This is a genomic window from Rhodococcus sp. NPDC060084 (assembly GCF_042730335.1).
Taxonomy (GTDB): Bacteria; Actinomycetota; Actinomycetes; order Mycobacteriales; family Mycobacteriaceae; genus Rhodococcus.
In genome coordinates, this window is sequence record NZ_JBHWWX010000025.1 from 17857 (window position 1) to 31080 (window position 13224).

Below are 13224 nucleotides of genomic sequence, written 5' to 3' on the forward strand. Positions count from 1 at the left end.
GCGCATGACAGTCCGCGAAGTCGTCAGCGCCGACGGCACCCCACTCGTGTACCGCGCGTTCGGCCCCGCCGATGCGCCACCCCTCGTGCTCCTGCACGGCTGGGCGCAGTCCTCGACATGCTGGGGGGACGGCGTCCTCGACGCGCTCGCCCGGAACTTCCGGGTGATCGCCGTGGACCTTCGCGGCCACGGATACTCGGGGGCACCCGAGCGCGGCTACGACGACAGCAAGGCCTGGGCCGGAGACGTCGATGCTGTGTTCGCTGCGGAGGGCGTGTCCGAGCACACCCCCGCCGTCCTGCTCGGCTGGTCCTACGGCGGCCTCGTGATCTGCGACTATCTCGCTGCGCACGGTTCCGCCGCCGTCGCCGCCGTCATCCTGGTCGGCGCGGTCACTAGCCTCGGCCGCGGCGAGAAGGGCGGGCGGGTCGGTCCCTCGATGCGTGCCGCGATCCCGGGTGCGATGTCGGAGGACCCGCGCGACGCAGTGAGCGCGCTGGGCTCGTTCGGGAACGCCCTGACCGGTGCGGCCGAAGGCACGGGAGTCGCGTCGCAAGCCCTGCTCGGCGCGAGTCTGAGTACCCCGCCGCGCGTTCGCTCCGCACTGTTCGCCCGGACCGTGAGCAACGACGACCTGCTGTCGGAGCTCGAGGTGCCGGTGCTCGTGCTCCACGGTTCGGACGACTCGGTGGTCGACGTCTCGGCCGCGCACCACGTCGTCTCGCTGGTGCCGCGCGGGACCACCTCCATCTGGGACGGAGTCGGCCACGGACCGTTCGTCGAGGATCCGGACCGGTTCGTCGACGAGGTGACGCGGTTCGCACAGTCCCGATAGCGGCAGTGCCCGGAGGGGCGCCGACGCCGCTCGTGCACGAGGTCGCTGCTCGCCTCGATCCGCCGCAGGGCAGTATGGAGGGGTGACCTCCCAGCCCAGCCGTCCGCAACGTGTGGCCGTGATCTCGGTTCACACCTCCCCGCTGGCGCAGCCCGGCACAGGGGACGCGGGAGGCATGAACGTATACGTCTTGCAGACCGCGATCCAGCTCGCACGTCGCGGTATCGAGGTGGAGATCTTCACCCGGGCCACGTCGTCGTCGGATCCTGCCGTGCAGCAGGCCGCGCCGGGCGTCCTGGTCCGCAACATCGCGGCGGGGCCGTTCGAGGGCCTCGACAAACACGACCTGCCCACCCAGCTGTGCGCGTTCGCGGCGGGAGTGCTCCGCGAGGAAGCGCGTCACCCGCAGGGGTACTACGACCTGGTCCACTCCCACTACTGGCTCTCCGGTCAGGTGGGCTGGCTCGCGCGCGACCGGTGGGGCGTGCCGCTGGTCCACACCGCGCACACCCTGGCAGCGGTCAAGAATGCGTCGCTCGCCGCCGGCGACACCCCGGAGCCCGCCGCCCGCCAGATCGGCGAACAACAGGTCGTCGCCGAAGCCGACCGCATGGTCGCGAACACCGCCGACGAAGCGGCCCAGCTCGTGCGGATCTACGGGGCCGACCCGTCGCGCATCGACGTGGTGGCTCCGGGGGCCGACCTGTCGCGCTACCGCCCCGGCGACCGCGACGCGGCGCGCGCGGAACTCGGGCTCGATCCCCGTGAGACCGTCGTGACCTTCGTCGGACGCATCCAGCCGCTCAAGGCGCCGGATGTGCTTCTTCGGGCGGCCGCGCGTGCCGTCGCCGACGCCCCGGATCTTCCGCTGAGGGTGCTCGTCGTCGGCGGACCGTCCGGTACCGGGCTGGAACGTCCTGATGCGCTGATCGAGCTGGCCTCCGAACTGGGCATCGCCTCGCGTGTCACCTTTCTGCCACCCCAGCCGGCCGACCGCCTCGCGCAGGTATATCGCGCTTCCGATCTCGTTGCGGTGCCGAGCTATTCGGAATCTTTCGGTCTCGTGGCCATCGAAGCGCAGGCATGCGGCGTTCCGGTGCTCGCGGCGAACGTGGGCGGACTCGGCGTCGCGGTCCGCGACGGGCAGACCGGTGTGCTCGTCGACGGGCACCGCACCGACGACTGGGCGGCGGCCCTACGGTCGCTCGTGAGCGACCCCGGGCGGTTGCGAACTCTCGCGGCCGCAGCGCCGAAGCATGCCGAGGGCTTTTCCTGGGAACACACGGCAGAAGGATTGATCGACAGCTACCGGAAGGCAGGCATGAGACGAAACCGGGCGTTCGGGACGAGCGAGCACGCACTGCGACGGCAGCGCGGGCTGTGGAAGTTGCGGCGCACCGGGGGAGTCAAGGCATGACCGAGCAGTTGATCGAACGCATCGAATCCACCTTGCGGGACCGGGAAATCGAGTTCTCCCGGAAAGAAGGTGGTCACGTCGTCGTCGACCTGCCGGGCGAGAACAAACTCAAGACCACGGTTCTGCTGTCGGCGGGCAACCACGGTGTGCGCGTCGAGGCGTTCGTCTGCCGCAAGCCCGACGAGAACTTCGAAGAAGTCTTCCGGTATCTGCTGCGCCGGAACCGCCGCCTCTACGGGGTGGCGTACACGCTCGACAAAGCGGGCGACATCTACCTCGTCGGGCGGATCGCCGAGCACGCCGTGACCCCCGAGGAACTCGACGCGGTACTCGGCCAGGTCCTCGAAGCCGCGGATTACGACTTCAACATCATCGTGGGTCTCGGTTTCGTCTCGTCGATCAAGCGGGAGTGGGAGTGGCGCGTCTCGCGCGGTGAACCGTTGCGCAATCTGGAGCCGTTCCGGCACCTGATCGAGGAGCAGACCGGTACTCCTTTCGACCCCGCATCGCGCAACAACGAGGCCTGAACCGACTCCACCGAGCCGTGATCCGCGCCCGATTTGCGAGGCATGCGGTGGTCCTTTATGTGACGCTGCACACATAACGGCGGCGTGAACCCGATTCCTCGGGCCGCGCATTTTCCGCTCGACCTGGGAAGTTACCTTCCTGTGTCCGAATTTCCTGAACGTCCGTGCAAGAAAACTGCGACGTGACCGCTCCGTGATGAGCGCTTACCGTCGTTGTAGGCCCGAAATCAACGGGCGTTACGCACCGGCCCCGCCGCAGCTTTCTGCCCCGCGGGTTGTTCGGATTCACAAGCTCAGGGCAGAGCGAGACACGCGATCACCGGAGCGGCACCGACCGACCGGATTGCCCGGCATATGCCGTCTCGCGAGCAACGCCACGAGAGGATTCATTTCACATGGCAAAGTTCGACATCAAGCGCACCCTCGGTACCGTTGCCGCCACCGCAGCACTCGTCGCCACCCCCTTCGCCTTGGGTACCGGAACGGCGAACGCAGCGTCCGGTAACTGGGATGCCGTCGCGCAGTGCGAGAGCGGCGGAAACTGGGCGATCAACACCGGAAACGGCTACTACGGCGGTCTGCAGTTCTCGCAGAGCACCTGGGAGGCCTACGGCGGTACGGGCTACGCGCACAACGCGTCTCGTGAGGAGCAGATCCGCATCGCGGAGAACGTGCTCGCGGGCCAGGGTCCGGGCGCATGGCCGGTCTGCGGCCAGTACCTCTGATCCTCGGATCGAGAGCGCACAACCCAGCTAGTGACGAGCCCTGCACGCGAAATAGTTCGCGTGCAGGGCTTTTCGTCCTTTTTCAGGCTCGGTGTCTTCCGGTGATCAGGGCCACGATTCTGCTGTGAGGTCTCTCACAGTCGTGCGGTATCGTTGCCCCGACGGTACGGCACCTGCGTGCCCTCGAGATCCGCTCGGAGGAGAACACATGAGTTTCCGCAGCCCTTTTCCCGACGTCGAGATACCCGACCTCAGCGTCTACGACTTCCTCTTCGGGTCCATCGACGAGGCCGATCTCGATCGGCCCGCGCTGATCGACGGCCCGTCCGGGGACGTGACCGACTATCGCACCCTCATCGGTCAGGTCGACGGGATCGCCGGTGCGCTCGCCGCCCGGGGTATCGCGGTCGGAGACGTCGTGGGCCTGCTCTCACCCAACGTTCCGGCGTTTGCCTCCGTATTCCACGGCATCCTGCGTGCCGGTGCCACCGCCACTACGATCAACGCGCTGTACACCGCCGCGGACATCGTCAAGCAACTCGAAGACTCCGAGGCCAAGGCTCTCGTGACGGTCTCGCCGCTCCTGCCGCAGGCAGCGGAAGCGGCGAAGGCTGTGGGAATCCCCGACGACATGCTCATCGTTCTCGATGGCGCAGAGGGGCATCCGTCGCTCAGGGACCTGCTCGCCGAGCGCGCTGCGGCTCCCGACGTGAGCTTCGATCCGGCGACGCATCTTGCTGTGCTGCCGTATTCCTCCGGCACCACCGGCCGCCCCAAGGGCGTCATGCTGACACACCGCAACCTGGTCGCCAATGTGTGCCAGATCAATCCGCGCATGGGGATCGGACCGCAGGACAGGGTGCTGGCGGTGCTGCCGTTCTTCCATATCTACGGCATGACTGTGCTCCTCAATGCGGCCTTGTCGAATCGGGCAGCGCTGGTGACGATGCCGAAATTCGACCTGGTCGAGTTCCTCGGTCTCATCGCCGACCGCAAATGCACCTACGTGTTCATCGCCCCGCCGGTCGCGGTGGCGCTCGCGAAGCATCCGCTGGTGGACCAGTACGACCTCTCGAGTATCCACACCGTGTTCTCCGGCGCGGCGCCGCTCGACAAGGCGCTGGGCGGTGCGGTCGCGGCGCGGCTCGGCTGCAACGTCCGGCAGGGTTACGGAATGTCCGAGATGAGTCCGGTGTCGCACGCAATCCCGTTCTCGGACAACGAGACCGAACTGGATTCTGTCGGGCCGGCGGTCGCCAACATGGAATGCAAGATCGTCGATCCCGTGACCGGTGAGGAAGTCGAGTACCCCACCGGCGAAGGAGTCTCCGAGCCTGGCGAACTGTGGTGCAAGGGCCCCAACATCATGGCCGGATACCTGAAGAACGACGAGGCGACCGCCGAGACTCTCGATGCGGACGGGTACCTGCACACCGGGGACATCGCGACCGTGGATGCGCAGGGGGCCGTCAGGATCGTCGATCGGCTGAAAGAACTCATCAAGTACAAGGGCTATCAGGTGCCGCCCGCCGAGCTCGAGGCGTTGCTGCTGACCCATCCGCAGATCGCGGATGCTGCCGTGATCGGTGTCACCGACGACGAGGGCGAAGAGATTCCGAAGGCGTTCGTTGTGCGGCAGCCCGATTCGTCTCTCACGGAGCAGGACGTGATCGAGTTCGTCGCCGAGCGCGTGTCTCCGCACAAGAAGGTCCGGCAGGTGCAGTTCATCGACGTGGTGCCGAAATCTGCCGCGGGCAAGATTCTCCGTAAGGATCTGCGCGTCCCGTCCGCGTAGGAACCGGAACGGGACAGGGTCCGGACGCGCGTGCGACCCCTCGTCGCTGCGTCCGGGCCCTGTCCGGGGACCTTCGTCACCCTGCGAGGATGTGCGGCAACCCGGCGTGAAAGCGGTCCGCATCGACGCGACGGAACGGCTCGAGTTCCGGAGGTTCGTGCAGGCGGTGCATGGCGGGCGGTTGCGCCGTGGATCCCGAGGCGACGAGCAGGGCCGAGACGGCGGCACGCGCGGACTCGTTCGCTGATTCCATGGTGGCCAGGTCGATGTCCGTCCGCACGTAGTCGCCGGCGAGGAACAGGTTGGGAATCGCCGTGTGGGCGTCCGGCCTGTTCTTCCACGAGCCGGCGGTGTTGATGAGCAACGGCGTGTCGTTGGTGTTGTGTCCGCTCGCGGCGTTCCAGTGGACCCCCGGATCGAGGAACCACGAGACGAGGTCGTCGTCGCGCAGCACGGGTTCGCCGACATCGTTGAGGCAGCGCTGCATCTGCACCCACGTCTCGCGGGCGATCTCGTCGGGGGTGCACTCCTTGGCGGTTTTCCCGTAGAGGATTCCGGGAGTGTCCCAGTCGGAGATGTCGACGGACAGGCAGTCGTGGGCGCTCCCGTCGCCGTACCGCGCGGCGAAATCCCCTCGCCAGAACTGTGCCTGGCTGATCGAGGTGAGTGCCCACGGGGTGCCGAGATAGGCCACGTGTCCCTGCGCGATCCGGGTGGGTGCACGCAGGAAGTACTGGATACCGACCATCCAGTCCGTCGTGAGGTGGCGCATGAGTTCGAGCCGGGGATCGGCGTCGAGGACGGCCGGAGACCACAGCGGCACCGCGCGCTCGACGGGCATCGCCGCGACGAACCAGTCGGCGTCGGCAACGGCACGATTCCCCGAGGAGTGCGCAACCCGGGCCGCGGTGACCCTGCCGCCCGCGAGGTCGAACTGCTCTGCACGCCAGCCCATTTCGAATTTCACCCCGCGCTCGCGCAGGAGCGCTGCCCACGGGTCGATCCAGGCTTCGTTCGTCGGTGCAGAGAGCAGGCGGTCGAGGTGCCCGTAAGACGGTACGGTCCCCAGCGCGTTCCAGACGAACGCCTGGCCCATGATGCCGATCGTGCGGGTCGACACCGTCTGCGGACGGGCCGCGACGAGTTGCCGCGTCAGCGCGGAGACGAGGATGTCGCGGTAGCCCTGCGACTTGCCGTCTGCTTCCAGGGTCTGCGACCACGTCTGGTGTTCCCACTCGTCGTTGCGGCGTTCGAGGCAACTGGTCAGGAACATCACCAGTTTGCGTGCGAACACCGCGAGTTCGTGTGGGGGGATGGCACCGCCGAGGGAGAACGCGGCACCGAGCGACTGCTGCAGTGAGTCGAGATCGTAGACGTCGAGTCGCAGCGGGCTGATCGAAGCCGGTGCGGTGAGGTCCGGGCCTCCGGGCATCGACATCCGGAAGGCCGGGCCCGACACCAGGTTGTCGAACACTCCGTTCGGGTTGCCGGGAAACGGGATTCGCCGCATCGTCTCCGGGATGTGCTGATAGAAGCCGGGGAAGAACCGGAACCCGTGCTCTCCCGGTAAGTCGAGGCGGCCGCCACTGCCGGTGCCGGGGGACGGGATGCTGCGTGCCTTGCCGCCGAGTGCCGTCGGCTCGTAGACGGTGACGTCGAATCCGCGCTCGACGAGTTCGTGGGCGGCCGTGAGTCCGGCCATTCCGCCGCCGAGGATCGCGACGCGACGGCCGGTCGAATGGACCGCGGGCGCCCTCCGCACCGGGTGGGGCGCCCCCGCCCCCGGCGGACCGGCCCCGGCAGCGGGTGGCAGCGCGGCGGCGGCGCCGAGCGCACCCAAGGCGGTGAGGACGGAGCGACGGGACAGGCGTGCGTCGGACATGGAACCCCCCAGTTCGGCGACGACGGCGACAGCCGTGCGGTGCGTTCCCGTGACGACATTGGCAACGCACGTTGTCAAATATGGCCGATGATTGGCCCTCCCGTGGGCGAAATCGACGTCGCACCGTGTCAGGATTGGACCATGAGTATCGGAACACTGGTTCTGCTCCGCCACGGCGAGAGCGAATGGAACGCGATGAACCTCTTCACCGGCTGGGTGGACGTGCACCTCACCGACAAGGGCGTCGCCGAGGGCAAGCGCGCCGGCGCGCTGCTCGCGGAACAGGGTGTCCTGCCCGACATCGTCTACACGTCGCTGCTGCGCCGTGCGATCAGCACCGCGAACTTCGCCCTCGACGCCGCCGACCGGCACTGGATCCCCGTCGTCCGGGACTGGCGACTCAACGAGCGTCACTACGGCGCGCTGCAGGGCAAGAACAAGTCCGAGATCAAGGACGAGTTCGGTGAAGAGCAGTTCATGCTGTGGCGCCGCAGCTACGACACGCCGCCGCCGCCGATCGAGCCGGGCTCGAAGTACAGCCAGGACACCGATGTCCGGTACGCGAATCTCGACGAGGTTCCGCTGACCGAGTGCCTGAAGGACGTCGTCGAGCGGTTCATCCCGTACTGGGAGTCGACGATCTCGCAGGACCTGCTCGCCGGAAAGACGGTGCTGGTCACCGCGCACGGCAACTCGCTGCGTGCGCTCGTCAAGCACCTCGACGGTATTTCCGATCAGGACATCGCGGGCCTGAACATCCCCACCGGCATCCCGCTCCGTTACGACCTGGACGAGAACCTCCGCCCCCTCAACCCGGGCGGAACCTACCTCGACCCCGAGGCTGCCGCTGCCGGCGCCGCGGCAGTCGCCAACCAGGGCGCGAAGAAGTAGTGCCGTCGCCGTGCCCGCGCGCGACACGTCTCGTGCGGGCACGGCAAACGGTGGATGAACAACCGGACAATGCCCGCAAAAAAGGGCGTGACGTGCAGTGAACGTCGTCGACCCGGTGTCGTCCGCCGTGCCGGTGTTACTACGATTCTCATCGTGAGTGTTACGCAGGCGGTCCTGCTGGCAATCGTTGCCGCGGTCCTCGGCGCCGTTCTCGCGCTGGCGGTGTCGCAATCGACCCGGCGACGCCGCGCCGCCGAGCGCGACGACGCGGGTCCCACCATGGCGGATGTTCTCGATCGCGTGGTCTACGGGTCCGCGACCGGTATCGCCGTCGTGGACAAATTCCATGACGTGATCCTGTTCAACCCCCGCGCAGAAGAGCTCGGGCTCGTCCGCAACCGTCTCGTCGAAGATCGCGCATGGGCGGTCGCCACCCGGGTCCTCCAGACGGGTGAGCCTCTCGAACTCGACCTCGGTCCCAAGACGCCCCACGGCCGCGACCACATCGCAGTGCGCTGCGTGGCACGAATACTCCTCGACGACGACCCCAGGTTCGTCGTCCTCTACGCATACGACGACTCCGAGCACGTGCGTATGGAAGCAACCCGCCGAGACTTCGTCGCCAACGTGAGCCACGAGTTGAAGACGCCGGTCGGGGCGATGGGACTGCTGGCCGAGGCTCTGCTCGAATCTGCCGACGACCCGGACAGCGTCCGGCATTTCGGTCGGCGGGTGCAGAGCGAGGCTGTCCGCCTCGGCAACCTGGTCACCGAACTGATCGCCCTCTCCAAGCTTCAGGGCGCCGAGAAACTCCCGGATCTCGAAGTCGTCGACGTCGACACGGTCATCGAGGAGTCCCTCGCGCGCACCCGTCTGACCGCGGAGAACGCCGACATCGAGATCACCACCGACAAGCCCTCCGGATTCGAGGTGCTCGGCGACCGGACGCTCCTCGTCACCGCGCTGACCAATCTCATCGCGAACGCGATCGCCTACTCGCCGCCGGGCTCACCCGTGTCGGTGAGCCGTTCACTGCGCGACGGGAAGGTCGCCATCGCGGTCACCGACCGCGGAATCGGCATCGAGAAGGACTACCAGGAGCGCGTGTTCGAACGATTCTTCCGCGTCGACAAGGCCCGGTCGCGCGCGACAGGCGGCACCGGTCTGGGTCTCGCGATCGTCAAGCACGTCGCCGCGAACCACAACGGCGAGATCACCCTGTGGAGCAAGCCCGGAACGGGATCGACCTTCACCCTGCTCATCCCCGCCCACGTGGAGGGGGACGTCGACGACAATTCGATGGCGGACCGCGAAAGCGGAGTCGGCCGGTGACGGACAACGCGACCCGGAGACCCGGGTGGCTCCCACGGAACGTACGGAGGACCAGGCAGTGACGCGTGTGCTGATCGTCGAGGACGAGGAATCGCTGGCGGATCCACTCGCCTTCCTGCTGCGCAAGGAAGGATTCGAGGCGACGATCGTGGGCGACGGGCCCTCCGCGCTCGCGGAGTTCGATCGCGCGGGGGCGGACATCGTCCTGCTGGATCTGATGCTGCCCGGCATGAGTGGCACGGACGTGTGCAAGCAATTGCGCAGTCGCTCCGGTGTCCCGGTGATCATGGTGACCGCTCGCGACAGCGAAATCGACAAGGTTGTCGGTCTCGAACTCGGAGCCGACGACTACGTCACCAAGCCGTACTCGGCCCGCGAGTTGATCGCCCGGATCAGAGCGGTCCTGCGGCGGGGCGCCGAGGCCGAGGTCGAGAGCGGACAACCCGACGGGGTGCTCGAGGCAGGACCGGTGCGCATGGACGTCGACCGCCACGTCGTGCAGGTCAACGGCGAGCCGATATCGTTGCCGCTCAAGGAATTCGACCTCCTCGAATACCTGTTGCGGAACTCGGGCAGAGTGCTCACCCGAGGGCAGCTCATCGACCGCGTGTGGGGCGCCGACTACGTGGGCGACACCAAGACACTCGACGTCCACGTCAAACGTCTGCGGTCGAAGATCGAAGCCGACCCTGCGCGACCCCAGCATCTGCTCACGGTTCGCGGACTCGGCTACAAGCTCGAGGAGTGACGAGCACCCCGCACGCCGTCAGGAGTGGTTGTGCGCGGCTGTCGTCGCGGGGTGGACTGCGACGAGTCCCAGACCCTGACGTCGCCGGCACAGACGTGCCAGCTCGTCGTAGACGGCCGCACCGAGGAGTTCGGTGAGCTCGGGCGCATAGGACTGCCACACCGGACGTTCGCCGACGTGGGCGTCGGGGGAGCCGGAGCAGTACCAGTCGAGGTCGTGCCCACCCTCGCCCCAGCCTCGCCGGTCGTACTCGGTGATGACCGTCCGCAGGATGTCGGTTCCGTCGGGACGCTCGATCCAGTCCTGGGTGCGCCGGATCGGGAGCTGCCAGCACACGTCCGGCTTCATCTCGAGCGGTTCGATACCGCGCCGCAGGGCCATCTTGTGCAACGCGCAGCCGACCCCGCCCTCGAACCCGGGCCGGTTGAGGAAGATGCACGCGCCCTTGTACCGGCGAGTCCGGAGCGCGGGTTCGTCCTCGAGTTCGTCCTCTTCGAGGAAGCCCTTCTTGCCGAGCCCTTTGTCCATGAACTGCCAGTCGTCGGGCGTGAGATGTTTCACTGCCTTCTCCAGCTTGACGCGGTCGTCCTCGTCGGACATGAACGCGCCGTGCGAGCAGCACCCGTCGTCCGGGCGCTCGGCGATGATGCCCTGGCAGGCAGGTGTGCCGAAGACGCACGTCCACCGGGACAGCAGCCAGGTCATGTCTGCTGCGATGAGGTGCTCGTCGTTGTCGGGGTCGTAGAACTCGACCCACTCCCGCGGGAAATCGAGGGGAACCTCCGGGGCCGGATCGAGCTTGCGTGGGGCGCCGGGCATACCTGCTGTCACAGGTCTCGACGGTAGACCCAGTAACGTGTTGATGTGCGCTTAGGGGTACTCGACGTCGGAAGCAATACCGTTCACCTACTTGTGGTGGACGCCCATCGTGGCGGCCATCCCACACCTATGAGTTCTACCAAGGCGACACTGCAGTTGTCGGAGAACATGGACGACGCAGGCGACATCACCACTCGGGGCGCCGATCGGCTGGTGGAGACGGTCGCCGAATTCGCAAGCATCGCCCGGACCTCGGGGTGCGGCGAGCTCATGGCGTTCGCCACCTCGGCGGTGCGCGACGCCGGAAACTCCGACGACGTGCTGGACCGCGTGCGCCGCGAAGCCGGGGTTTCTCTCGACGTGCTGTCGGGCGAACAAGAAGCGCGGCTGACGTTTCTCGCGGTGCGGCGCTGGTACGGGTGGAGTGCCGGCCGCATCCTGAACCTCGACATCGGCGGCGGTTCGCTCGAGTTGTCGTTCGGTGGGGACGAGGACCCGGACGTCGCGTATTCGCTCCAGATGGGCGCCGGGCGTCTCACCCGTGACTGGTTCCCCGAGGATCCGCCCGGCAAGCGGCGGATCGCCGCGCTCCGTGACTGGCTCGACGCCGAACTCGTCCAGCCCACCAAGCACCTGCGCCACGCCGGCGATCCCGACCTGTGCGTCGGCACCTCGAAGACCTTCCGGACGCTCGCGCGGCTCACCGGGGCCGCGCCGTCGTCGGCGGGTATGCGGGTGCAGCGCACACTGACCGCGAGCGGCCTCCGGCAGCTCATCGCATTCATCTCCCGGATGACCACGGCCGACCGCGCCGAACTCGAGGGTGTGAGCTCGGACCGGTCCCAGCAACTCGTCGCGGGAGCGCTGGTCGCCGAGGCGAGCATGCGCGCACTCGGCGTGGAAACATTGCAGATCTGCCCGTGGGCATTGCGCGAAGGCCTGATTCTGCGGAAGCTCGATACCGACATGGGGGGCGAACTGGTGGTGACTGCCGGATGACCGAGAATCGGAGAAACGACACGGGGCAGGTCTCCGTTGCCGAACTGCTGGCCCGTAACGGCCAGAAGGTGAACTCGCGCAGTGGTGGACGCCGTCGGCGTGGCACGAGCGGCGGAATCTCCGTCGCCGAGCTGACCGGCGAAATCCCCATCACGCGGGCCGACGACTCCGCGTCCGCCGGGACACGATCGGCCGACGCGGCACCACAGGTGCCGAAGGTCGAGCCGGTGGCGCCGTCCGTCCCCCGGGTGGAATTCGTCGTTCCCGAAACTCCGCGCGTCGAGCCCGTCGTGCCGGTCACTCCCCAGGTCGAGGTCCCCGAACTCGTCACCCCGGCACCGCCGTCGGCGACGGAGCTGACCACCGTGACCGCGCGCCCCGAATTCGGCTCGCCGACAGCAACACCCAAAAGTGGCCTCGGAGCCAAGCCCACCATCGCTTCCCGTTCGACCTCCGCTCCGCGAGGCGCGACGTCCGGCTCCCGCGGCTCGGCGCCGTCGGCAGCCGCGGTGAGGGAAGCACCGAAGGTCGAGTCGCCCACCGAAGTGATCCGGCCTGCCGCACTTCCTCGACGTGCCCGCGCACACCTGGGCATTTCGGCACCGGACACCCAGAGTGCGCCCGTGCCTACCCCGCGGGGCGGGGACGTCGCCGAGCCGCGACTGCTCTCCGGTCCCGCCAGCGACCTGCAAGGCACCGGCACCGAGGACGAGAACGACCCGACCGACACCTACGGCTTCGCCGAGCCGGTCGGGGATGCGCGGAAGGGCGCGCCTGGCTCCGCGGCCGGCGACGGTGCCGACACTCCCGCACGGGGCAAGCGTCGCCGGAAGAACACCGAGGACGTCCCCGAAAAGGCCTCCCCCCGGAAGGTCGCCCCGGCGAACCCGTCCGACGTGGACGAGCAGACGAGCGGCCGCACCTCCCGGGAAGACCGGACGGACGACGCCCCACAGGACGGTGCAGACGACGAGCCCGGCGGCAGCAGCCTCAAGCAATGGGCCCTGCTGATCACCGAAAGCGTTGCCGCGGTCGCCGCAGGGGCACTGTTGTTCAAGGGTTTCGAGAAGCTCTGGGACATGATGCCGTGGGTGGCATTCGGCCTGGCGTTGCTGGTGATCGTGGGTCTCGTCGCGCTGGTGCGGATTCTGCGCCGCACCGACGACATCGCCAGCCAGCTCATCGCTCTGGCGGTCGGCGTGTTCGTTGCGTTCGGACCCCTCCTGTTCCTGATGCCCAACGGGTGATGATCCG

11 protein-coding genes and 1 pseudogene are annotated in these 13224 nt (G+C 67.6%); 10 read left to right on the plus strand and 2 right to left on the minus strand.

Features of this window, described 5'->3' with window-relative positions; translation table 11 throughout:
• The first annotated feature begins 4 nt into the window (after positions 1-4).
• The 5 genes and pseudogenes from ACFWBU_RS14025 (at position 5) to ACFWBU_RS14045 (ending at position 5299) form a co-directional block, all read left to right on the plus strand.
• Positions 5-835 (plus strand): alpha/beta fold hydrolase, encoded by an 831-nt coding sequence (locus ACFWBU_RS14025; protein ID WP_378528541.1) that lies wholly within the window; start codon positions 5-7, stop codon positions 833-835.
• A gap of 82 nt (positions 836-917) precedes the next feature.
• Complete coding sequence (gene mshA, locus ACFWBU_RS14030) at positions 918-2252, plus strand: D-inositol-3-phosphate glycosyltransferase (RefSeq protein ID WP_169651279.1); 1335 nt, start codon at positions 918-920, stop codon at positions 2250-2252.
• The gene (locus ACFWBU_RS14035) at positions 2249-2779 is read left to right on the plus strand and encodes a YbjN domain-containing protein (RefSeq protein ID WP_169619388.1); all 531 of its coding nucleotides are present in this window, start codon (positions 2249-2251) and stop codon (positions 2777-2779) included. The genes mshA and ACFWBU_RS14035 overlap by 4 nt, the downstream gene beginning before the upstream one ends.
• 395 nt (positions 2780-3174) lie before the next feature.
• Positions 3175-3501, plus strand: a pseudogene (locus ACFWBU_RS14040) (transglycosylase family protein); the annotation flags it as partial.
• A gap of 211 nt (positions 3502-3712) precedes the next feature.
• A complete protein-coding gene (locus ACFWBU_RS14045; protein WP_169619392.1) occupies positions 3713-5299 on the plus strand; it encodes a 4-coumarate--CoA ligase family protein in 1587 nt (528 codons plus the stop codon).
• A 76-nt stretch (positions 5300-5375) separates the two neighbouring features.
• Here the strand turns inward: ACFWBU_RS14045 and ACFWBU_RS14050 are convergent, their stop codons facing one another.
• Entirely contained in the window at positions 5376-7181 is a 1806-nt protein-coding gene (locus ACFWBU_RS14050; protein ID WP_378528542.1) for an FAD-dependent oxidoreductase, read from the minus strand.
• Positions 7182-7322: 141 nt separating this feature from the next.
• On the opposite strand from ACFWBU_RS14050, the gene ACFWBU_RS14055 reads away from it, so the two are divergent.
• The 3 genes from ACFWBU_RS14055 to ACFWBU_RS14065 all read left to right on the plus strand — a co-directional run bounded on the left by ACFWBU_RS14055 (position 7323) and on the right by ACFWBU_RS14065 (position 10152).
• Positions 7323-8072 carry a phosphoglyceromutase gene (locus ACFWBU_RS14055; RefSeq protein ID WP_169619396.1) on the plus strand — a complete coding sequence of 250 codons (750 nt, stop codon included), beginning with the start codon at positions 7323-7325 and terminating at the stop codon, positions 8070-8072.
• Between the two features lie 153 nt (positions 8073-8225).
• The gene (locus ACFWBU_RS14060; protein WP_296549448.1) at positions 8226-9404 is read left to right on the plus strand and encodes a cell wall metabolism sensor histidine kinase WalK; all 1179 of its coding nucleotides are present in this window, start codon (positions 8226-8228) and stop codon (positions 9402-9404) included.
• Positions 9405-9462: 58 nt separating this feature from the next.
• Entirely contained in the window at positions 9463-10152 is a 690-nt protein-coding gene (locus ACFWBU_RS14065; protein ID WP_169619400.1) for a response regulator transcription factor, read from the plus strand.
• An 18-nt stretch (positions 10153-10170) separates the two neighbouring features.
• Here the strand turns inward: ACFWBU_RS14065 and ACFWBU_RS14070 are convergent, their stop codons facing one another.
• Positions 10171-10971 carry a hypothetical protein gene (locus ACFWBU_RS14070; protein WP_169619612.1) on the minus strand — a complete coding sequence of 267 codons (801 nt, stop codon included), beginning with the start codon at positions 10969-10971 and terminating at the stop codon, positions 10171-10173.
• A gap of 45 nt (positions 10972-11016) precedes the next feature.
• Here ACFWBU_RS14070 and ACFWBU_RS14075 point away from each other — a divergent pair, with 45 nt between their 5' ends.
• Together ACFWBU_RS14075 and ACFWBU_RS14080 are read left to right on the plus strand one after the other, a co-directional pair.
• Positions 11017-11970 (plus strand): Ppx/GppA phosphatase family protein, encoded by a 954-nt coding sequence (locus ACFWBU_RS14075; RefSeq protein WP_169619402.1) that lies wholly within the window; start codon positions 11017-11019, stop codon positions 11968-11970.
• Positions 11967-13217, plus strand: coding sequence for a hypothetical protein (locus ACFWBU_RS14080; RefSeq protein WP_169651276.1), 1251 nt, complete (start codon positions 11967-11969; stop codon positions 13215-13217). Before ACFWBU_RS14075 ends, ACFWBU_RS14080 begins: the two co-directional genes overlap by 4 nt.
• Positions 13218-13224: the final 7 nt, after the last annotated feature.